24 protein-coding genes are annotated in these 20,351 nt (G+C 66.0%); 10 read left to right on the top strand and 14 right to left on the bottom strand.

Translation table 11 applies throughout. The features are described 5' to 3' along the window. Positions 1-236: 236 nt before the first annotated feature. From ACZ5IQ_RS06885 to ACZ5IQ_RS06875, 3 genes are all read right to left on the bottom strand, one after another. Positions 237-1,328, bottom strand: coding sequence for a tyrosine-type recombinase/integrase (locus ACZ5IQ_RS06885; RefSeq protein WP_212812527.1), 1,092 nt, complete (start codon positions 1,326-1,328; stop codon positions 237-239). 360 nt (positions 1,329-1,688) lie between these two features. Further along, complete coding sequence (locus ACZ5IQ_RS06880) at positions 1,689-2,606, bottom strand: hypothetical protein (RefSeq protein WP_406776388.1); 918 nt, start codon at positions 2,604-2,606, stop codon at positions 1,689-1,691. Between the two features lie 157 nt (positions 2,607-2,763). Next, positions 2,764-4,034 (bottom strand): IS3 family transposase gene (locus ACZ5IQ_RS06875; protein ID WP_110783669.1). Its coding sequence is split into 2 segments (ribosomal slippage): positions 2,764-3,761 and positions 3,761-4,034, totalling 1,272 coding nucleotides; the frame shifts between segments, so codons are not numbered across the junction. A gap of 183 nt (positions 4,035-4,217) precedes the next feature. On the opposite strand from ACZ5IQ_RS06875, the gene ACZ5IQ_RS06870 reads away from it, so the two are divergent. Further along, the gene (locus ACZ5IQ_RS06870) at positions 4,218-4,469 is read left to right on the top strand and encodes a hypothetical protein (RefSeq protein WP_212812529.1); all 252 of its coding nucleotides are present in this window, start codon (positions 4,218-4,220) and stop codon (positions 4,467-4,469) included. 94 nt (positions 4,470-4,563) lie between these two features. On the opposite strand, the gene ACZ5IQ_RS06865 is transcribed toward ACZ5IQ_RS06870, so the two are convergent. Next, complete coding sequence (locus tag ACZ5IQ_RS06865; protein ID WP_244872636.1) at positions 4,564-5,205, bottom strand: DUF1942 domain-containing protein; 642 nt, start codon at positions 5,203-5,205, stop codon at positions 4,564-4,566. Between the two features lie 180 nt (positions 5,206-5,385). Here ACZ5IQ_RS06865 and ACZ5IQ_RS06860 point away from each other — a divergent pair, with 180 nt between their 5' ends. Next, on the top strand, positions 5,386-5,877 hold the full coding sequence (locus ACZ5IQ_RS06860) for a hypothetical protein (RefSeq protein ID WP_212812530.1): 492 nt from the start codon (positions 5,386-5,388) through the stop codon (positions 5,875-5,877). On the opposite strand, the gene ACZ5IQ_RS06855 is transcribed toward ACZ5IQ_RS06860, so the two are convergent. Further along, positions 5,817-7,064 (bottom strand): amidohydrolase, encoded by a 1,248-nt coding sequence (locus ACZ5IQ_RS06855; RefSeq protein ID WP_212812531.1) that lies wholly within the window; start codon positions 7,062-7,064, stop codon positions 5,817-5,819. The two genes, ACZ5IQ_RS06860 and ACZ5IQ_RS06855, sit on opposite strands and share 61 nt — an antisense overlap. After that, entirely contained in the window at positions 7,061-7,957 is an 897-nt protein-coding gene (locus ACZ5IQ_RS06850) for an LLM class flavin-dependent oxidoreductase (protein ID WP_406775628.1), read from the bottom strand. The genes ACZ5IQ_RS06855 and ACZ5IQ_RS06850 overlap by 4 nt, the downstream gene beginning before the upstream one ends. A 184-nt stretch (positions 7,958-8,141) precedes the next feature. Here ACZ5IQ_RS06850 and ACZ5IQ_RS06845 point away from each other — a divergent pair, with 184 nt between their 5' ends. The 3 genes from ACZ5IQ_RS06845 to ACZ5IQ_RS06835 are packed head-to-tail and all read left to right on the top strand — an operon-like array spanning position 8,142 to position 10,989. Continuing rightward, positions 8,142-9,455 (top strand): sensor histidine kinase, encoded by a 1,314-nt coding sequence (locus ACZ5IQ_RS06845; RefSeq protein WP_406775629.1) that lies wholly within the window; start codon positions 8,142-8,144, stop codon positions 9,453-9,455. Next, positions 9,443-10,087, top strand: a complete 645-nt coding sequence (locus ACZ5IQ_RS06840) for a response regulator transcription factor (RefSeq protein WP_212812534.1) — start codon at positions 9,443-9,445, stop codon at positions 10,085-10,087. Before ACZ5IQ_RS06845 ends, ACZ5IQ_RS06840 begins: the two co-directional genes overlap by 13 nt. Before the next feature lie 20 nt (positions 10,088-10,107). Beyond that, a complete protein-coding gene (locus ACZ5IQ_RS06835) occupies positions 10,108-10,989 on the top strand; it encodes a DUF4097 family beta strand repeat-containing protein (RefSeq protein ID WP_346416897.1) in 882 nt (293 codons plus the stop codon). Here the strand turns inward: ACZ5IQ_RS06835 and ACZ5IQ_RS06830 are convergent. Together ACZ5IQ_RS06830 and ACZ5IQ_RS06825 are read right to left on the bottom strand one after the other, a co-directional pair. Continuing rightward, positions 10,976-11,473 carry a DUF4232 domain-containing protein gene (locus ACZ5IQ_RS06830; RefSeq protein WP_212812536.1) on the bottom strand — a complete coding sequence of 166 codons (498 nt, stop codon included), beginning with the start codon at positions 11,471-11,473 and terminating at the stop codon, positions 10,976-10,978. The two genes, ACZ5IQ_RS06835 and ACZ5IQ_RS06830, sit on opposite strands and share 14 nt — an antisense overlap. Positions 11,474-11,493: 20 nt before the next feature. Then, on the bottom strand, positions 11,494-12,507 hold the full coding sequence (locus tag ACZ5IQ_RS06825; protein WP_346416898.1) for a nitronate monooxygenase: 1,014 nt from the start codon (positions 12,505-12,507) through the stop codon (positions 11,494-11,496). A 75-nt stretch (positions 12,508-12,582) separates the two neighbouring features. Here ACZ5IQ_RS06825 and ACZ5IQ_RS06820 point away from each other — a divergent pair, with 75 nt between their 5' ends. After that, entirely contained in the window at positions 12,583-12,972 is a 390-nt protein-coding gene (locus ACZ5IQ_RS06820) for a VOC family protein (protein WP_346416899.1), read from the top strand. Here ACZ5IQ_RS06820 and ACZ5IQ_RS06815 read toward each other — a convergent pair. Then, the gene (locus ACZ5IQ_RS06815) at positions 12,944-13,600 is read right to left on the bottom strand and encodes a maleylpyruvate isomerase family mycothiol-dependent enzyme (protein ID WP_346416900.1); all 657 of its coding nucleotides are present in this window, start codon (positions 13,598-13,600) and stop codon (positions 12,944-12,946) included. The two genes, ACZ5IQ_RS06820 and ACZ5IQ_RS06815, sit on opposite strands and share 29 nt — an antisense overlap. Then, positions 13,600-14,490, bottom strand: coding sequence for an alpha/beta hydrolase (locus ACZ5IQ_RS06810; protein WP_346416901.1), 891 nt, complete (start codon positions 14,488-14,490; stop codon positions 13,600-13,602). The genes ACZ5IQ_RS06815 and ACZ5IQ_RS06810 overlap by 1 nt, the downstream gene beginning before the upstream one ends. Positions 14,491-14,567: 77 nt before the next feature. On the opposite strand from ACZ5IQ_RS06810, the gene ACZ5IQ_RS06805 reads away from it, so the two are divergent. Further along, positions 14,568-15,188, top strand: coding sequence for a TetR/AcrR family transcriptional regulator (locus ACZ5IQ_RS06805; protein ID WP_406775630.1), 621 nt, complete (start codon positions 14,568-14,570; stop codon positions 15,186-15,188). A gap of 127 nt (positions 15,189-15,315) precedes the next feature. On the opposite strand, the gene ACZ5IQ_RS06800 is transcribed toward ACZ5IQ_RS06805, so the two are convergent. Both ACZ5IQ_RS06800 and ACZ5IQ_RS06795 read right to left on the bottom strand, forming a co-directional pair. Beyond that, positions 15,316-15,786: an Rrf2 family transcriptional regulator gene (locus tag ACZ5IQ_RS06800; protein WP_212812542.1), complete on the bottom strand. Its 471-nt coding sequence runs from the start codon at positions 15,784-15,786 to the stop codon at positions 15,316-15,318. A 27-nt stretch (positions 15,787-15,813) separates the two neighbouring features. Next, complete coding sequence (locus tag ACZ5IQ_RS06795; protein WP_406775631.1) at positions 15,814-16,410, bottom strand: cysteine hydrolase family protein; 597 nt, start codon at positions 16,408-16,410, stop codon at positions 15,814-15,816. A 42-nt stretch (positions 16,411-16,452) separates the two neighbouring features. Between ACZ5IQ_RS06795 and ACZ5IQ_RS06790 the strand changes: the two genes are divergently transcribed. Further along, a complete protein-coding gene (locus ACZ5IQ_RS06790) occupies positions 16,453-16,953 on the top strand; it encodes a hypothetical protein (protein ID WP_346416904.1) in 501 nt (166 codons plus the stop codon). Between the two features lie 38 nt (positions 16,954-16,991). Here ACZ5IQ_RS06790 and ACZ5IQ_RS06785 read toward each other — a convergent pair whose 3' ends face one another. Together ACZ5IQ_RS06785 and ACZ5IQ_RS06780 are read right to left on the bottom strand one after the other, a co-directional pair. Further along, positions 16,992-17,270: a hypothetical protein gene (locus ACZ5IQ_RS06785; RefSeq protein ID WP_212812546.1), complete on the bottom strand. Its 279-nt coding sequence runs from the start codon at positions 17,268-17,270 to the stop codon at positions 16,992-16,994. 45 nt (positions 17,271-17,315) lie between these two features. Then, the gene (locus ACZ5IQ_RS06780) at positions 17,316-17,930 is read right to left on the bottom strand and encodes a TetR/AcrR family transcriptional regulator (RefSeq protein ID WP_318986551.1); all 615 of its coding nucleotides are present in this window, start codon (positions 17,928-17,930) and stop codon (positions 17,316-17,318) included. Positions 17,931-18,039: 109 nt separating this feature from the next. Here ACZ5IQ_RS06780 and ACZ5IQ_RS06775 point away from each other — a divergent pair, with 109 nt between their 5' ends. Then, the gene (locus ACZ5IQ_RS06775; protein ID WP_212812548.1) at positions 18,040-18,966 is read left to right on the top strand and encodes a metal-dependent hydrolase; all 927 of its coding nucleotides are present in this window, start codon (positions 18,040-18,042) and stop codon (positions 18,964-18,966) included. Next, on the top strand, positions 18,959-20,113 hold the full coding sequence (locus ACZ5IQ_RS06770) for a DUF7802 domain-containing protein (protein WP_346416908.1): 1,155 nt from the start codon (positions 18,959-18,961) through the stop codon (positions 20,111-20,113). The genes ACZ5IQ_RS06775 and ACZ5IQ_RS06770 overlap by 8 nt, the downstream gene beginning before the upstream one ends. Positions 20,114-20,351 lie beyond the last annotated feature (238 nt).

Below are 20,351 nucleotides of genomic sequence, written 5' to 3'. Positions count from 1 at the left end.
AATGGCGGGCGAAACGCCGAACGTTTCGTACCGTTTCTGTTGTTTGATTCATGTTGTGTCGCAATAGCTTTAAGGGTCTATTTGGATCGCCCAGACGTCGCGAAACATACCCGAGGCACCGCGAGGCGCCACTGCGATAGTCGCGACAAATCGTCTCCCGTGCAGACAGCACAACGGGCCGGGTGCGACTGAGCGCACACCGACCCGCTGAGCAACTTTTCGGGCTCGGTCAGCCCTTACCCCGCGGCCAATTTCGATAGACGTTCGGCAATCTCGGCGTCTCGCCCTTCCGCGACATGCTGATATCGCAATGCCATTGCGGGCGTTGTGTGCCCAAGTCGGTGCATCAGCTCGGCCGTCGTAGCACCTGACTGTGCAGCTAGCACCGCGCCGACGTGCCGCAGATCGTGGACACGCAGTGTCGGTTTGCCTATACCCTCGCGTGCCTTCTCCCAGAAGGGCCGGTAGTTGTCACCGTGCATGTGTCCGCCGTCCGGCATCGGGAATAGCAGCGACTCAGGCGCGGCCGCGACATGGTCATTCAGGTGCGCCAGGATGACAGGGCGGACGTGCGGCGGAACCGCGACGTCCCGGATACCCGCCGCCGTCTTCGGCTCGCCGACGTCGAACGCGCCTTTTCGGTAGGTCACGGCACGCCGTATGCGCAAAACACTGGCATCGCCGTTGACGTCCTTCCGCCGTAGCTCAGATGTCTCACCCCACCGCAGACCACACCAGGCCGCCATGATGACGCTGGCGCTCAGATGTTCAGGCATCAGACTGGCTAGCCGGTCGACCTGAGCCGGGGTGAGCACGTCGACATCCCGCTTCCGCTTGGTCTGCATCGCAGCCCGGATGCGGCACGGGTTGGCGTCGAGCACTTCGTCTTGCACGGCGGTCGAACAGATCGCGTGCAGCAGGGCGTAAGCGTGGGCATTGCGGGTCGAATGGGTGGCGCCCAGGCTCGCGTGCCACTGGCGCACGCGGGCCGGGGTGAGCGTCACCAGCTTGACGTCTCCCAGCGTCGGCAAAATGAGCCGATTCAGCATCGAGCGGTAGTGCTGGCGCGTCCGCGGCCTCAGCGTGCGCAACTCCATCCACTGATCGGCGTAGGCGCGCAGCGTGATGCCGTCCGACCGTTCGACGGCGCCCCACGTCTCTAGGTCGATCTTGCGGCGTTCATCCGCCAACCAGCCTTCGGCGTCGGTCTCTGTGGCGTACGTGCGCTTCGCCTTGTGCAGGTTGCCGTCAGGTCCGATGTAGGCGGCTTGCCAGCGTCCGGACGGTAGTTGGCGAAGCCGTCCGAATCCGCGCCGCTTGCGTGCCATATGCGCGCCTTCCCTTCGACCCCAGACCGGTTTTCTCGGTGCGATAAACGTGCAACATCAACCTTACGCAACGCCCGGAAGCGCTACACAAATTCGTAGCCGAGTTTCGATCATATTGGCTGTTCAACGCCCATAAACCCCAGTATAGAGCCGGTTACAGCTAAGGGTGTCTCGTCAGGTTCGAATCCTGCCGGGGGCACTCTAACTAGCGGAACTAAAACAGCTGCTAGGCGGTACTTTTGAAGGTTGCTCTAACGGATCGCCCAAACGGCCTACCTATCCGGTCCGACGTAGCCGGCCCAAATCTGTTTGCCACCACCCGCCCTAAACCGCGTAGCCACAAACTGATTACCACGAAGGTCATAGCGATAAGCCGTCCCGAGGGCCAGAGTTGGGCAACGAATCAACCATCTTGCGCGCAAGATCGACTATCACTGAAACTTTGTGCATACGCGAAAGACCAACATGCCGCGATTTATGGTCTTCGATATGACCAGCATTGATCCCGCCAAGTATCATGGGGCGATACGCACCGACATAATGGCTCATCTCGCCTGCGTTGCGAAATCCTCGCTGACTCACAAAGACTGGACTGCCTGAGTTGCCATCGCTAGAAAAGGCATCGAACAAGACTTGCAGTGAGCCATCACCAGGCTTTGGTCCGTCAGCGTATAGCCGCCAACTTTCTTTCGGATCACTTACGATTGCGCCCGTTCTCATAATTGGCCGATCTGCACTCTTATCGTGCCAAGCGGGATAACCTGGAAAGAACAATGATTCACAAGGAGCAACCGTGTTCCAATACCACGCTGAAATATCGAGATGCCCCCAACTCACATAATGCTTCAATTGAATTGCAGCATCACCGCCCTGTTTCAAACCGTCAGCCCACTTGTGAGCGCCCTCGGTTCGTCCAGCAATTCCATACAAATCCACGCGTAGTAAGTGACCCGGAAGCAAAGGAAAGATACAAGCATCGATTGTCGGATCATCGTGGAATATGGGTTCTGCGACGATGTCGGTTTCAATTCGATCGTCCGACGTAAGCCATATACTTGCACGCAGCTTTGTGAGCTTTGTTCCCTCTTTGAGCTCATCAGACCAACCGGGCTCTATAAAATGCCTGTTAGTAACGAGCCCTAATGTCCGTTTATCGGGGCCCTGAACGACAAAACCCGTTGCGGTACCTTTGGGAGTCGTATTGCCAGGCTCGTAATGAAATTCGCCAAACAACTTGCAGGCGTAGTAAAGGTGCTCTTGGCCGATGCCCGTCTCCATGAGCCAGGATCATCGCACCTTGGCCCGACACCCTGGCCGCGAGCACCCCTGATCCCGTCCTGCACAGACAGCCAGCCACTGTGCCCGCTCGTTGGCCGTGATAACACCGACCAGCACGGAGGCGGTGCTGAATCGCCCCGGGTTTGATGCACACCGGTTACTGGTGTGCAGCCTCTGAGTTGGCCGCGTTTGTAGCGTAGTGGACGGCTTCGTACTCCAGGGGTGGGATGCGACCGAGGCGGTGCATGAGCCGGTCGGCGTTGTACCAGTGCACCCACTCGGCGGTGAGCAGCTCCACGTCGGTCAGACGGCTCAGAGGGCCGCGCCGAAACGGCGAGTCATCGCGGACGGCTTCAGTCTTGTAGAGCCCTATGGTCGTCTCCGCCAGAGCGTTATCGAAGGCATCGCCGACTGTCCCGATTGAGGCCACCAGTCCAGACAGCGCCAGGGTCTCGCCGAACCGCACAGACGTATATTGAGAGCCCGCATCGCTATGGTGAATAGTGTTGCCCAACAATGGATTACCCTCGTCGATACGAAGTTGGGCGGCGTGGCGGATCGCCTGACGCACGAACCGGTCCTCCTTGCTGGCCGAGCAGGTCCATCCCACTATCCGGCCCGCGTAGGCGTCGATGGCGAATGCGGTGTAGACGAACGTTCCGTTGGTCAGCCGTACGTAGGTGAAGTCCGCGACCAGCAGCACGTTGGGCGCGGGCACCCGGAACCGGCGTTTGACCAGATCGGCCGCCCGCGCCGCGGCGGGATCGGCGATCGTGGTGCGGACCTTCTTGCGGCGGGTAACCCCGCGCCAGCCGTTGGCCCGCATGAGGCGCTCCACGGTGCAGCGGGCCACCACAATGCCTTGTCGGTGCAGGTGAGCCCACATCTTGGTAGCCCCGTACAGTGACTCCGGTTTGCGTCGGCCGTGCTCGTCTGGCTCGTAGAAGCCGGCGAGCACCTCGGTGATGACGGTGTCCCACAGCGCCCGAGCGGATGGGGGGCGGGTCAGCCAGGCGTAGAAGGTTCTCGGGGCGATCTGGCAGCCGTGCTCAGTGAGCACGCGGCAGATCGGAGCGACCCCGAACCGAGCACGATGCTCGGCGATGAACGCACAAATCAACGGTGTCGCGGGTCGCTCTCCCGCACGAAGAAACTTGTTGCCGCCTTGAGGATTTCGATGGTTTCCTCAAGCTCGCGGTTCTTGCGCTTCAGCTCTCTATTCTCACGGGCGACGTCGGTGGGCACCCCGTCACGTTGGCCGGTGTCGACCTCGGTCTGGTTGACCCAGCGGCGCAGTGATTCATACGACACCCCCAACCGCTTGGCGACCGCGGTGATGCAGGCCGTGCGGGTGTCGTACTCCTCGGCATGGTCGGTGACCAACCGGACCGCTCGGGCCTTGAACTCGTCGTCGTACTTCCTTGGCATGATGCAAACGACCTTCCCTCGAAAGAAGGTGTGCATCAAACCCGGGGTGGTTCAGTGCTTCACGAGCGTTCGACGCGATCAATCAGGTGGGATCCGAGTAACCCCGATGGCTGCGGCGGAATCAACCGCGCAAGCTATCGACGCGATCAACGTCTACGAACGAACGCGAGTTAGGGTCACGCTATGAGCCTTGATGATCGAATCGTCGCCGAACTGCGTAAGCACGAGCCAAGTGCGGCTATCTCAGGCGCACAGTTGGCCGCAGCCCTTTCGGAGGGCTGGCAAGCCGTCTACGACTCAAGTAGGCGTCTTGAAGCAGCTAGTCGGAAACCGGGAAGCGACCACATCATCATCATCTCCAACCAGCGCGAAGACAGTTCAATCGAACCGCCAAACGAGTTCTACGTCCATCTGTCTAGCGTCGTCGAACCCTGACACGCCAGGCCGGTTGTAGTCATCGGTACGGGTAACTGGGCGAACGGGCCCGCCCGGCGTCCGCCAGGATTCGTGCGGCTGCTGTCGGTAGAAATCAGCGACGGCCGCTACCCGAGTTATACCCCGGTGACGCCACGTCCGACTCGGAGAGCTCGAACGGCGGCGGCGCCATAACTTCAGGGGTGAACAGATTGCCCCCTGTCGGGGTGCCCTCGGCCGGCGGTGCACTCTCCGCGGGTGGGGTGCTGATGATCTCGCTGGTGCCGACGGGGGTGTCGGAAACATCCTCAGATGCATCGCCCACGGGACCGCGCGGCACCCAGACCAGCAGGTCCTGCATACCGTCGTTGTAGACGACGCTGTTGGGCACGTCGCCGACGACGTCGAAGTAGAGCTTGCCGGTCGACGTCCCGCCGGGCGGTGCCGACGGCAGACCGCCACCGATCACGCGGTAGTTCGCCCCGCTCTCGGCCCGGGCGTTGAAGAACGCGGTGATCGGGTTGGCCCAGCCGCCGACCCCTTCGACAGTCACGGTCGCCGAGTAGAGCTGGCCGTTGTGCGGCACGGGGTCCGAACTCGGCTTCAGGCCCTTGACCGTGTAGCCGATCTCGTTCAGCGTCTCCTGCTGTCCGAACGGCTTGATGTTGTTGGCCGCCGAAGCAGAGCCCGCCGTCATGCCGGCCATACCGAACACGATCGCGGCGATCCCCACGGGCGCCACAAGTTTGATCTTCACCGTTACTCCCGTCCCACACCGAGGCAGTGTCCAACGCGGAGGTTACCCGCCGAACCGCTGGTCAAACGCAACTTCGCGCAGATCATTCGGACGTTCAGTGCCCGGCTGCCGGGACACCGGCATCCGCTGCATGCCCGAGCGGGATAGGAACAAGCCGAATCTCGAGATCGGAAGGATGTCATGGGCAAGCAATTCGGGTGGGGACGCTTCTTGGCGGTGGCGCTGCCGGTATCGATTCTGACGTTCATCCTCGACGTCGTATTCCACAAGACTGCGGGACCGGCACTCTTCGGCAACAGCTACCCGGCGGCCGACTACCCGCAGCGCCCGCTCGCCGAAATCATGGACCTGTTCCCGTTTCTCGGGTTCACGTACGTCCTGCAGCTGACGATGCTGTGCTTCCTGTTCCTGCGGCTGTACCCCGGCCGCGGGCTGGGCAAGGCCGCCTGGTGGGGCATCTGGGGCGGCCTGTTCGTCGTCATCCCCAACATGCAGTTCTTCGTCGCCGTCGCCCACACCACATGGACGATGCTCGTCATCCAGATGATCGAAGCCATCGCACTGTGCGTCCTGGCGGCATGCCTATTCGAAATCGCCTACCGCCCAAAGGACTACAACCAGGACAGCGCGGCCACCACGAGCGCCTCGGTGCCGGTGTCGAGCGTCGGCTGAATCACCGGGCCGAACGTCGGCGAGTGGTTCACCGGGATGTCCTGACTGATCCGGCCGGCTTCGGCAGCACGGCTGAATTCGGCGGCATCGATGCCGCCGAACATCCAATAGGTGTACGGCACGCCGAGCGCCCGCGGGATGTCGCTGAAATCCTCACTCGCGGAGGCCTGCGGGATGGCCAGCACACGGTCGCCGAATTGCTCGACGAACGCCTCATGAACCCGGGCGGTGGCGGCCTCGTCATTGTCGGTGACCGGAAACTGGTCGTAGAACTCGAATTCCGGCTCCTTCGGGGAATCCGACGCCTGGCACTCGGCGATGACGATACGCTTGACGGCCGCGATGACGGCGGTGCGCACCGCCTCGTCGTAGGTGCGCAGATTCAGTTCCAGCACGGCGTGGTCACCGATGATGTTGCTCTTGGTGCCCGAATTGATGCTGCCGACGGTGAGCACGACGGTCTCGATCGGCGCGACCTCGCGCGACACGATGGTCTGGAGCCGGACGACGATCATCGCGGCCAGCACAACGGGATCGATGGTGGCGTTGGGCATGGACCCGTGGCCGCCGCGGCCGTAGACCGTCACGCGGATGCTGTCGGCCGCGGCCATCACCGGCCCGCTGCGGGTGCCGACGTATCCGGCCGGAGCCGGAGCGACGTGCTGACCCAGCGCCACGTCGACCGTGCCGACGACGTCGGCCAGCCCGTCGGCGACCATGCCGGCGGCACCGCCGCCGACCTCTTCGGCCGGCTGGAACAACGCAATCGCGGTGCCCTGCCAGTGATCTCGCCCGTCGGCCAGCAGCGCGGCCGCGCCGAGCAGACAGGTGACGTGGGTGTCGTGGCCGCACGCGTGCATGACGGGCACGTCCTTGCCGGCGGCGTCGGTGCCGCGCACCGTGCTGGCGTAGGGCAGCCCGGTGGCCTCGGCGACGGGCAGCGCGTCCATGTCGGCGCGCATGAGGACCGACGCACCGTCACCGTTGCGCAGAATGCCCACCACGCCGGTGCCGCCGATTCCGCCTGTCACTTCATAGCCGATCTCGGTCAGCTTGTCCGACACCAGCTTTGCGGTGCGATGTTCCTGGTGTGACAACTCCGGGTGCTCGTGCAGGTCCCGGTACAGGTCCTCCTGCCACACCCGCACCTCGGGCAAGCCGGCCAGCACGTCCGTCGCACGACTCATAGCGCTGCCTCTCCGGTGAAGTCCTTGACCACGTCGGCCACCCGGCGCAGCTGGTCGATGTCCGAACTGGTGGGGATGAGATGCACCTCGTCGGTGCCGATGTCATCGAATTTCTGTAGCACGTCGAGCAATTCGTCTTCCGTGCCGGCCCAGCCCGTGGTGGGCGCCATCGCGTCGACGTACTCCTCGGGAATCCAGTTCATGTACCGGCGCAGGTGCCGGTGCACCTGGTTGCGCGCTTCGTCCTTCTCCCCGAGGGCGAACCAGAACGACGTGGCCAAGTGCGGCTTGGGTTTTCCCGCCTCGGCCCACGCCTCCCGGGCGACGTCGAACAGTTCGCTCTCACGCTCCACGTTGAGGTCCAGCGTGGTGCCGGCCATGCCGTCCGCCCAATTGGCGGCGCTGCGTATGGTTTTCGGGCCGATGGTGCCGACCAGCAATCGGGGGCCACCCGGTTGGACGGCCTCGGGGCCGACGGGCAGCACGGATTCGGTGAGCTTCTCCCCCGCCCAGACGCGCTTCATCAGCGCGACCCGCTCGGCCATGCCGCGCATGGTCTGGGTCTTCGGGTCGGCACCGACGGCGTTGTAGTCCTCGTGCCGTCCCCCGACGCCGAGGCCGACCGTCAGCCGTCCACCGCTGAGCATGTCGCCCGTGGCAAGCGCTTTCGCCAGCATCACCGGATCATGTAGTTGCGGGACGATCACCGTGGTGACGAGCCGCACGCGGTCGGTCCAGGCCGCCAGGGCGCCGAGCAGCGTCAGGGAATCGGGATTGTCGAACGCGATGCGCTCACCCCAGCACAGGGACGAGAAGGGCCCGCCGTCGATCACTCTTGCCCAGGCCGTCAGCGTTGCCGCATCGAGGTTGGGCTCCATCACTGGCATCGTCATCCCGATCTGCACACAGCCGATTCTGGCATGCGCGTCCAGCGCGAGGGTTCGGGTCGGCCGGCCGGACTCCGTCCATGAGCGGACCGGCAAGGCCCGGTACAGGGCGAACCGGTGGGGTTTACCCCCAGAGATGTCGCGGGAAAACGCCGTGTCCCGGGGCTTCGCCGGTGCCTAAGTTGGAGGCATGGTCGCAACAGCTACAGACCCCGCGTCGGCCGAGCCGACACATCCGACAACGACGCCGCCGGTGCCGCGCACATCAGACCTCGGTGTCGTCCCGACGTCGTCGATGATCGTCGGCGCGTTCGCAGGCATGATCTGGTTCTGGATACCGCTGTCCCTGCTCATCCTCGCCGTCACCTCGATCCCCTCGGTGATCGGGACGGTGTTCGGCGGAGTGGTGTTCGTCTACGCCGTCCGCGCCACCGACCGGGTCGAGCGGGTGCGCAGCGAGGCGGTGTTCGGCTTCGGCATCGCCGTCCCCTACCGAAAGCTGACGCCCTACAGCGGTTTTCAAGGATGGGCCCACCAATTGTGGCTGGACGTGAGCAGCGGCCGGTTCTGGAAGGTGTTGGCGCACAGCTACCTGCGCATGGTCTTCGACATCTTCGCGGTCGGGCTGGCCTTCTCCTTGCTGGCTTTCGCGCTGCTCGGTCCTGCCGCGGCGACCGCGATCCACAACAGCGATCCCGCTGCCGGACTGAGCTTCATCTCCCCGCCGCTGTCCTGGCTGCTGGCCATCATCGCGCTGGCCGCCGCCGCAGGCATCCTGGTGTTCGGTCCCCGGGTGGACGCCGCCGTCGACCGGTGGCTCCTGCCGGCATCGCCGACGGCGGCGCTGCAGCATGAGGTCAGCGCCCTGCACCAGGCCCGTCGCGGCGCGGTGTCGTCGGCGTCCACCGAACGGCACCGCATCGAACGCGACCTGCACGACAGTGTGCAGCCCCGGCTGGTGTCGTTGGCCATGACGATCGGGCTGGCCCAGACCAAGCTCGACTCGGACCTGCCCGAGGCCCGCAAGCTGATCGCCGAGGCACACGACGACGCCAAGGCCGCGCTCCTCGAACTGCGAAATGTGGTGCGCGGCATCGCGCCGACGATCCTGGCCGACCGCGGCCTGGACGCCGCACTGTCGGCGGTGGTGCAGCGCACCGAAACCGCCGGCGTGCCGGTGACGCTGGAACTGCAACTGCCGAAACGTTTTTCCGACGAGGTGGAGTCGTGCGCGTACTTCGTCGTCGCCGAGTCGTTGACCAACATCGCCAAGCACGCCCAGGCCACCCACGCCGTGGTCACGGTGCGCTACCACGAGCCCACCGACCAGCTCCACATCTCGGTGTTCGACGACGGTATCGGCGGGGCCCAGACGACCGGCGACGACACGACGGGCCTGCGCGGACTCGGTGAGCGGGTGCGCGCGGCGCGGGGCACCTTCGCCGTCTCGAGCCCCGAAACCGGAACGACGACCGTGACGGCGGTACTGCCATGCGCATTGTGATCGCCGAGGATTCGGCCCTGCTGCGCGCGGGTATCGAGCGCATCCTGATCGACGCCGGCCACGACGTGCTCGCTGGGGTGCCCGATGCCACCGAGCTGCTGCGGGCCGTCAACGAGCACAACCCCGACCTCGTCATCGTCGATGTCCGGATGCCGCCGACCTTCACCGACGAAGGCATCCGCGCCGCCGCGCTGCTGCGCAGCCAGAATCCCGAGTCACCGGTGCTGGTGCTGTCGCACTATGTCGAGGAACGGTACGCGGCTGACCTGATCGCCTCGGATACCAGGGGTTTCGGCTACCTGCTCAAGGACCGCGTCGCCGACGTCCCGGCATTCCTGGACGCCGTCACCACGGTGGGGACGGGTGGCACCGTCCTGGACCCGGAGGTGGTGTCCCAAATCCTGGTGCGCACCCACCGCCGCTCCACCCTGGCCGTGCTCACCCCGCGCGAGCAGGAAGTCATGCAGCTGATGGCAGAAGGCAAGACCAACTCGGCCATCGCAGGGCTGCTGCACATCTCGATCGGCTCCGCCGAGAAACACATCGCATCGATCTTCACCAAGCTGGACCTGACGCCCGACGACAGCGAGAACCGGCGGGTCCTCGCCGTCTTGCGCTATCTCGAATCCTGAAGAGAGAAAAGGACTTTCCCATGACTTCGAATCTGGATACCGCACCGCCGGCCGACACCGCCACGCCGCCCGCGCTGACCCCGGGCGGCCGGTCGGCGATGCGCTCGCTGCTGGTGGTGACCGCCCTCGTCGTGACGCTGTCGGCGGCCGCCGGGATCGGCGGATTGGCCTGGGGCATCAGCTCGGTGCGCGTCGCGGCCGAAACCGAGACCCTGCCGGCCGATTTCAGCTCCCTGACGATCGACACCGGCGATCTGCCGACTGCCATCAGGATCGCCAGCGACCGCAATGCCCATGAGCCACGGGTCCGGATGCGGCTGCTCAATACCGCAAAAGACGATCACCAGGCCCTGAAGGTCACCCGCAACGGTGGCGCTGTGAGCCTCACGGTGACCGGCACACCGTCGCCGCTGTTCGACTTCGGGCCGCCCGGGGAGATCATGGTGACGCTGCCTCCCGATGTCGCACACCGGCTTTCGGTCACCACCAAGCAGCAGGTCGGCGTGATGCTGAGTCTGACCGATCTGGATCAGCTGACCGTCCACAACACCGACGGCGCGGTGATCCTCGGTGGCAACGCCCGCCGGATCGAGATCCACACCCAGAGCGGCGATGTGCAGACGCGTGAGCCGATCGTCGTCACCGACGCGTTCATCGCCGACTCGACCGATGGCCACATCGCGGTGGACTTCAAAGAGGTCGCTCCGCGCACCGTGGAGGTCACCAACCGGGACTCCGACATCGACATCACCGTGCCGACCGGTGGGCCGTACCTGGTGCGGGCACAGGCGGGCGACCACGCGCAGGTGCGCGTGCCGCAGACCGAGGATCCGGCCCGCGCCGTCGCTCAGATCACCGCACGGACCGATGATGGCAGCATCACCGTCACTACGCGCCGGTGAACGGCCCCACCCGCAAGGTCGGGTAAGCCGTACTGGCGCAAGCGGTATCAGCATGGCCGATGATGATGGGCTCGGTGTCACCCGGCAGGTTGACCTGCAATCCGCTGACCGGCACGGCATTACAGTCGGCCGGGAAGTTGCCCGCGTTGACGATGCCGAGGTTCGCCGCGGTGGACTGGCCGGGTTCGATCACCACGACACCGATGACGGTCTCCGCATCCTGACTGGCGGCCACGCCGACCACATGGTTGTCGGAGCCGGCAATGAACGACACCGCCGGATAACCCGACATGCTGCACGGGGCGTCCCCGGAGTTCTTCAGGATCACCGGATAGAACGTCGTCCCGGCGGCACCGTCGGGCGGGCCGAGGCTCGGTGTCAGTTGCGCAGTGGCACAGCGCGGTACCTGGACGGGGTCGGCATGAGCGACCGTGATCGGCCAGGCGCAGGCCACCGCCAACGGGATCGCGACAACGGTTCGCATGCCTGCTCCTTTCCCGATGCTCACGCGAGCCCGGCCATGATGTCGGCGACCGAACCCGACCGGATTTTCCGGAATCCGGTGCCCGCCCAGACGTTTGTCCCGTCCGGGTCGCCGGCTGCCACCGCCGCCTTGCGCAGCGGGCTGGTGAGGTAATGCACCTCGGGATAGCCCAGCGGCGCCTGCTCGTCGTGTTCGTCGATGAACCGGTTGCGCAGCCCGCGGGCGTACCGTCCCGAGAAGGCTTTGGTGACAACGGTTTCGGTGAACCGTGGATCGACGAGTGCGGCGCGGTGCACCGGGCTGGAGCCAGACTCCTCGGCGAGCAGAAATGCCGTGCCGAGTTGTGCGGCCACGGCACCGGCGGCGATCACGGCGGCGACGTCGTCGCCGGTCATCAGGCCGCCCGCGGCGACGACGGGCAGTTCGGTGGTGGCGAGTACGTCGGCCAGCAGTTCGGTGAGTGGCTGCGTGGCGGGCGCGGCCAGCGGATCGTAGGTGCCGCGGTGGCCGCCGGCGCCGGGGCCCTGCACGGCGAGGGCGTCCACCCCAGTGGTTGCGGCCTGCGCGGCTTCGTCCGCGGTGGTGACCGTTGCGACGGTGGTGATACCGGCCTGCCGCAACCGCGCGCACTCGTCGGCGGTTGGCCCGCCGAAGGTGAAGGACACGACGTCGGGCCGCAGGTCGGCGACGACGTCGAGCTTGGCCGCCCAGTCGTCATCGTTGAATGTCGCATCGCCGAGCGCCGCCCCGTAGCGGGTGGCTTCGGCAGCGAGTTCGGTCGCGTACCGCTCGATCTCGCGGGGCTGTGCGGTACTGGGCTGCGAGGCAAAGAGATTCACGCCCAGCGGGCCGGTGGTCAGCGCGCGTGCGGCGGTGATGCGGTCGGCCAGCGTCTGCGCCGTCAGGTAGCCGGCTGCCACGAATCCCAGGCCACCGGCCGCCGACCCCGCAGCGGCCAGCTCGGGCGTCGATGGCCCACCGGCCATCGGCGCGACAATCACCGGAACTGCCAGCTCACGCAGGTCGAACGCCATACTTAGATCATGACAGGCAGGGGCCGCACACCGCGGCAGTGACGCGACGCTCGTGAACGGGTAGAACGGAGGAATATGGCCATCACCTTCAACCACACCATCGTCCACTCGACCGACCGCTCGGCCGCGGCCACCTTCTTCACCGAGCTCTTCGGTTTGCCTCCCGCCCAAGAAGGCGGGCCGTTCCTCGCCGTCGAACTGAACCACGGCGTCAGCTTGGATTTCGCCCAGGTCCCAGAGGGGACAAATGTCGTCCCGCAGCATTACGCGTTCCTGGTGTCCGAGGATGAGTTCACCGCGATCTACGGCCGGATTCGTGAACGCGGACTGCAATATTGGGCCGATCCGCGCGGCCAGCATCCCGGCGAGATCAATCGCAACGACGGTGGCCGGGGCGTCTACTTCCAGGATCCCAGCGGGCATTACCTGGAGATCATCACCCGGCCGTACGGCTCAGGCGGCTGAGCACCCGGTCCGCCAGTGTCACGGCGCCCGGGCCGCGTAACCGGGGCAACACCTTCGGCCGGTTGCCGAGCACCGAGATCAGCTCGGCGGCCGTGCCCTCCACCGCCGGCCCGGTGGTGCCGTGACGCCAGCCGGTGTCGACGGCGCTGAGCTGAAGACCCCGGCTGTTGCGGTATGCGGGGACGAACGGGTTGGGGAAGGCGACTTGGGTGTCCAGGACCGTGTTGAGCAGGTGGGCCGGGATGTCCGGTTCCCGGCCGACGGCGAACAGGATGTCCAGCTCGTGGGTGATGTGGTCGCCCAGCAGTAGCCGGGCCGGAAAGTATCGGCCGACGCCGGCGGGACGGGCGCTGACGGCTCGGAAATCGTCCAGCAGGCGTTCGGCGCTGCGGCCCCGTGCGCGTTCGGTGGCAGTGGCGGTGTTGGCGCGGTCGAAGTCGCGGTGCCGGATCATCTCCCCCACGAACGCGCCGACGGGATGACTGCATCCGACCACCAGATGTCCCAGCACGTCGCGGTTGCTCCACTCCACACACAGGCTCGGTGCGGCCCATTCTTGCGGCGTCAGGCCGGCAACGACGTCGGCGAATCGTTCGTCGTTGGCGCGCAACGCATCACGCGCGGACATCAGAGGTGCTCCGTCAGGAAGGCGAGCTGATCGTCGAGTACTCGCCGCACCAGCGGCGGGTGGTAGATCGCGAAATGGTCGGATGCGTAGTGCCGCGCGATCCCGCGCGGCGCTCGCTCGGCCACCGCTTGGGCGTACCGCGGATCCATCAGCGTCTCGTCATCGCAGACGCACACCAGGAGGGGCGCCTGGACCGTCGCGGCATGGCGCAGCGCCGATCTCGTGATCAGCAGCGCGGCGTCGACCGCGGTGATCCGATTGTCGAACGCGGTGCCGGCCGGCACCGTCGACCGCCACCCGTTCTCGGCTCCGGGCACCGTCACGAGCGCGTCGGTCCCGGGCTGTCCCACGATGGGCACGTAGCGACGTCCGCGCCGGAGAAGCGCACGCACCGCGTCGTGGACGATCGCCGGTGTCAGCCGCAGCGCACCCCGGATGCCGACGCTGCGGGCCGATGCCGGCCCGTGAGTGATGGGACATTGCACCACCGCGGCGGCGATGTCGGTGCGGCTGCCGGCCACCCGCACCACGTTCATGCCGCCGAGGCTCGTGCCCCACAAGCCGATGCGGTCGGCGTCGACTTGCGGGTGCCGCTGTAGGTAATCGATTGCGGCGTCGACGTCCCGGCATTGTTCAGGAATCGAAATATGTTGCCGCGGTTCGCCTTCGGAGGCCCCGTTGAACCGGTAGTCGAAGGACAAGGTGGCAATGCCCGCGGCGGCGAAATGCTGTTCGTACTGCGACAGCATCATGTCGCGGGTGGCGCCGAGACCGTGCACCAGGACGACGGCGGGATGCGGACCAGGGGTCGACGGCAACGTGAGCCACGCGGCGCAACGGTCTCCACCGCTGACGAAGTGCAACTGCTCGACCGGGATCGCTGATGTCATCTGAACTCCTCACATAAGTACGCTGTACGTATCGTCTACACTTCAACACGTACGACGTACTCGTCAAGGGGGTGCTCATGCGCGCACGGTTCACCACGGACGAAATCGCTTCCGCTGCACTGCGAATCGTCGACGAATCCGGTTTGGCGGCGCTCAGCATGCGGTCCCTGGCCGCGGCACTCGGCACGGGGCCGATGACGATGTACAACTACGTCGCCGACAAAGAGGGCCTGGAAGAACTCGTCGTCGCCGCGGTGTCCGCCGGGATCGAGGTGCCCGAACCCACCGACGACTGGGCCGCTGATGTCCATGCAACGGCGTCCGCGGTGTGGCGCGGCGTGCGGGCCCACCCGGCCGCCATCCCCCTCGTCCTGACCCGGCGAATGGCGTCGGCCACGGGGTTCGCTGCCGCCGACGCGCTCGTCGGCGCGCTCGAGCGGGCCGGCCTGTCCGACGCTGCCAGGCTGTCCGCGTTTCACGCGGTGCTGGGATTGGTGACCGGCTCGGCTCAGGCCCAGCTGGCCGGGCCGTTCTCGGGCGACGCCGCCGAGACTGCGGCCCGGATCGGGTCGGCAGCCGGAGTCCGGTACCCGCACATCGCCGCACTGTCCGAGGTGGCCGCGACCGTGTCGGTCGAGGACGACTTCGACGGCGGGCTGCGGATGCTGATCGCGGGCATCGCGGCGGCGGGCAGGTAGCGGCCGCTCATCCGCCGCGAGCGCGACGTAACTGCACGCGAATCACGGTGTGTCGGCGTACAAACACGGCCGCTCGCGGCAATGAGGACTAGCTGTAGCGGCAATGAGGGCTAGTTGTAAATGGGGGCTAGCTGTGGCCGCGGCGGGCTTCCTGGGTGCGGTAGTCACCTGCCAGCGTGCTGACGTGGTCTGGAAGCTTGCCCGTGGCCACGTCGGCGAGGCTGGTCTGTTCCAGCACCGAGCGCATGCTGGCGCGCAGGGCGCGCCACACATCGGTGAGGGCGGCCGTCGGCCCGGAGTACGGCAGATCGCCGAGTCCGATGTCGCGGACGCTCGCCAGCGGGCCGTCGATGCAACGCAGGACGTCGGCGATGCTGATGTCCGCGGCCGGCCGGGCCAGCTCGTAGCCGCCGTCGCGGCCGCGGTGGCTGCGCACCAGACGGTCGGTGCGCAGGTTGGTCAGGATGTCGACCAGGAACTGCGCGGGGATGCCCTGCGCCTTGGCCAGGTCCTCGGTCTTGACCAGCGCACCGGCGTCGGCGGCGGCCAGTTCGACCATGGCGCGGACGGCGTACTCCGCCTTGGCTGACATCCGCATCAGCCAATCATGCCATTCCGGGCCGGATTAGTCCGGAATAGCTGCGACGTTGGGCGCGACCACCGCCACCAGATCGGCCAGGCCGGCGAGGCTCGCCGCCTGCAGCGCCGCGGCCGGCACCGCCTGACCGTCGGGCCCGGCCAGGGTGCGCGTCGCCGTCGCGGCGGCCACGACCGTCGGCGCGTACCCGAGGCTGAACGCGCCACGGGCGGTGGAATTCACGCACATGTGCGTCATGAAGCCGGCGAGCACCAGGTTCGACGCGCCCAACGCCTTGAGCCGCTCATCGAGATCGGTCTGCACGAACGAGTTCGGGAACTGCTTGACGATCACCGGCTCGTCGCCGCGCGGCGCCACCCGGTCGACGATCGCACCGGACTCGCCCCCGATGTCGTACAGCGAGCCCGGCCCATCGTCGTGCTGGATGTGGATGACGGGGATGCCGGCCGTGCGGGCACGGTCGAGCAGTGCGGCAGTCTCATCGAGAGCGTCCTGCACACCCTCGAGCTCCATCACCCCTTGCGTGTAGGTGTTCTGGCAGTCGATCAGAACCAGGGTCGAGTCCGCGAGGCCGACCGGTTCGACAGGCAGGCTGGACAATTCACGCAGGGTGGGGCGAGTCATGTTGTGAGCCTAGTGGCGTGCGGTGGCAGTTAGGCTGAATTGGTGGGGCTACCGGACTGGTCGAGGCCGAAGATCCTGCTGGCGCTGCTGGCTGTCACCGTGCCGATCTTGGTTCTCATCGCCATCAACAAAGCGGACAGTTCGAGTGCACCGCCGCAGCAAGAGGCCAGCGCCGACTGCCGGCAGGTCGACCAAGCAGTGCGGCATTGGTCAGAGGCTTTGCCCGCCATTCAGTTCGGACTGACCCGCTCCGCCGATGCCGCCGCCATTGCCCGTGACTCTGCCACCGCGGCGGCCGCAGTGCGCAGTGACGCGGCCTCGATCACCGATATGACCTTGCGTGACAAGGTAACCGCACTGGCAGACAAACTCGACATGGTCAGTCGGGGCAGGCCGAGTGCCCCACCGGACTGGCGTCCCGACCAGACCTTCATGGATGGATACCACCCGATGACGACGCTCGTGCACCAGCTCAAAGTCGCGTGCCCGAACGTCGGCAACGATCCGGCGCCGGCCGGGCCGCCCACCCTGCCGACGAATTAGCTTCGGCGGGAATCGCTTTCGACGTCCCCCGCCCGAGGCTAGTTGTTGCCGTTGAGACCCGGATGCAGACCGGGTGCGACGCTCGGTGCGCCCGGCGCGGTGACAGCCGGACTGAACAGGTTGCCTCCGGTGGGGCTGATGCTCTTCTCCGTCGGCGTCGCCGATGGAGACGGCGACGAGGTCGTCGTCGTTGTGGTGGTGGTCGACGGCGACTGCCCGCCGTTGTTGCTACAGCCCGCGGTGAGCACGCCCATGGCAAGGAGGGCGGCGCCGCCGGCCGCGGCCATCAGACGACGAGTGGACAGATGAGTACGCATACGAACACAAACTAGCCCTGACCGGCTGTTATCGCCACCGATCGATCAGCGGGCCGATTCCTGCCCCAGGATCGCCGCGCCCAGCCACCGCCGGATGAACGCCCGCAACTCGTCGGGAGTGCGCCCGTCCCCTGCCGGCGCGAGGAAGTAGGACAGCATGATGCGCAGCGTGAATTCGACCAGCTCGCGCAGCGCCGCGTCGTCGTATCCGTAGCTCGCCCAGTCGACGTCGAACCGGGTGATCATCTGCATGCCGAAGTCCTGCGCCTCGGCAGACGCCATGTCACTGCTGTGCGCGCTGACGTACGGCGCCGACATCAGGATGCCGAGGTGCGGTGTCCGGGCCACGGCGTCGAGTGTGTAGAGCACGCCTTCGGTCATCGCGTCGGCGGGATCGTGAATCCCCCGCACGTGCTCGCTGAGCTGATCCAAAAAGCCTGCGACCGAGGCGATGGCGGCGGCGCGCATCAACTCGTCGGCCGTCGGGAAGTACCGGTACACCGTCTGGCGGATGACGCCGAGCGATTCGGCGACGTCGGCGATCGTGATCGCGGTGCCCGTGGTCGCGAGCAGCTCGACTGCCGCGGCGACGATGCGGCGGGTCGCCTCGTCGTCATCGGCGGGCGGCTCCCCTCCCCAACCGCGACGTTTGCGTGCCATCCGCCGGACGGTACACGGCCGGCACCGCGCCGGGCATTGACGGATGTTCGCCAACACTGTAACCATACACAGGCGACATAGTTTGTATGATTACTGATCGAGGTGCCCAGTGACCGATCTCCAGGTCCGCAAGATGCGGTTCGCTTTCGCGGACCACCCCGTGCCCTTCCTCTGGAACGAGACCAACCCCGCGTTCTCCGCAATGGCAAATGCCGTGTCCTTCTTGGCGATTGCGTTCGAGAAGATGATCGTCAGCACCATGGCCGAGGCCAAGCCACTGCTGACCGACCCGGTGATCGCCGAAGAGGCCGACGCCTTCGTCCGCCAGGAGGGGCAGCATTCGATGGCCCACCGGGCCCATGCGCGCGGCCTCATCAAGGCCCACCCGGAGCTCAAGGAGACCCTCGACGAGGTGATCGCCGCGTTCGACGACCTCGTCGCCAACAAGCCCCTCAAATATCGGCTGGCCTACACCGCCGACCTGGAGGCGACGTTCACGCCGGTCTTCAAATTGATGCTCGACCACGACGACACGTTGTTCGCGCCAGGCGACGACCGCGTCGCGTCACTGTTCTTGTGGCACTTCGTCGAAGAGGTCGAGCACCGGAGCTCGGCGCTCATCATCTACAACGGCCTGGTCGACGATCCGTGGTACCGCATGCGGGTGGCGCCGTCGATCTTCAAGCACGTGATGGATTGCGTGCGGATGGCGTGCAACGGGTTCAACAAGCATCTGCCGCTGGAAGTCCGCAAGGTCGACGCGCTGTCGGCGTTCGCGCTCGAGCGCCGCAAGAACACGATCCTGAAGAAGCTGGGCCGCATCCCGGACTTCGGGCCGTTCACGAGCGCGTTCCACGACCTGCCGGTCCGCGAGCAATTGGTGGCGCTGTCAGGCATCGTCCGCAGCCAGATTCCGGGCCACAACCCGGAGCACGAGAAGCTGCCCGCACTCGCGGCCGAATGGTTCGATCGCTACGACGCCGGCTACGACGTCACCCACTGGTACACCGCCGGAAAGCAGAGCGCCCATGTCTGACCTGTGTTCCCCGACGTTCGCCGATCTCGCCGGGCGCCTTGGCTTTTCCTGCGACACGGCCGGCGGCCTGCTCGAGGTCCGCAATCCCCTGCAGCTGGAGAACTGGACCCTGCCGGTCCTGGAGTTGACGGTGATCACCGGCGCGGTGCTGACCCTGGTCTACGCGATCATCCGGCTGCGCCGCCACGGTGACGCCACCAACATCGCCCTGTGGTTCGGCGCCGTCGCCTACCTGCTGATCATCGAGCCGCCGCTGTACTTCCCCGCAGCCTTCGGCATCGCCGACCGCGTCGACACCATGTTCGCGCACAACGTGTTCACGTTGGACTTCCTGTGGGGCCGGCTGCCGCTGTACATCGTCGCGATCTACCCGATGATGGCGACCGTCGCCTTCGAAATCGTGCGCAGCCTAGGGGTTTTCCGGCGGTACGGCACCCTGGTCGGCGCCGTCTGCGTCGGGTTCGTCCACCACGCGTTCTACGAGATCTTCGACCATCTGGGCCCGCAGCTGCGGTGGTGGGAATGGTCGGTGCACAACCCGATGAACCAGCCGATGTTCGACTCCGTACCGCTGCCCAGCGTCGTCGTCTTCGCCGCGCTGTGGCCGATGTCGCTGGCGCTCTGTGTGCAGTTCTTCGTGGGCCGGCACGCTGATCGGGGCCGCCGCTTCACCGGTTTCGAAATCGTCTGGCGCACTGTGGTTGCCGGGGTGTTGGCTTCACTGGGTACCGCGATCCTGCCGCTGCCCGCGACCGTGATCGGCGGCGTCACCGGCAGCAGCACCGCGGGCGGTATTGCCTACGCGGCGGAACTCGTGGCGGTGTGCGCCGTGGCGGTCTGGGCGCTGGTGACGCAATGGCGCCGGCTGCGCGGCACCGTCGCCAGCCCGACCGAACCGCGCTACGTGAGCCCGCCATGGCTGATCGGCTACGCCGTCGCCTACCTGGTCGTCATGGCGGCGCTCTGGCTCAGTGCCCTGCCCGCCTACTTCGGCGCGGTCAACGGCGTTACCGCGCACGGGGATCCGATCGGCAGCCTGTGGTACACGGCGGCGTGCTTTGCGATCGCGATCGCCTGCCTCGTCGCGGTTCGCACCGTTGCACCAGCGAAAGCCAATGCGCCGCTGCCGGTTACCGCGTCGGCGTAGCTCGATAGGCCCCAAGAGAAATCCGTAGCTTCAATCACGAGGCACTCTCGACTGTCATTGTTGAAGCCAGGGACGTTTTCGGGCCGTCAACAGTCCCTGGCTTCAATAACCATCGGCACATCACCACTTCGGCTGCACTGAGGGATTTTTCCCGCTACGGAGTCTGCATGGCTGGACGCAGTCGTCCGAGATGCGCGAAATGGCTGTGGGAACATGCGTCCCCACAGCCATTTTCGTC

The organism is Mycobacterium toneyamaense, from assembly GCF_055384815.1.
Note: the sequence above shows the minus strand (reverse complement) of the source record. Positions and strands in the feature narration are given on the sequence as shown.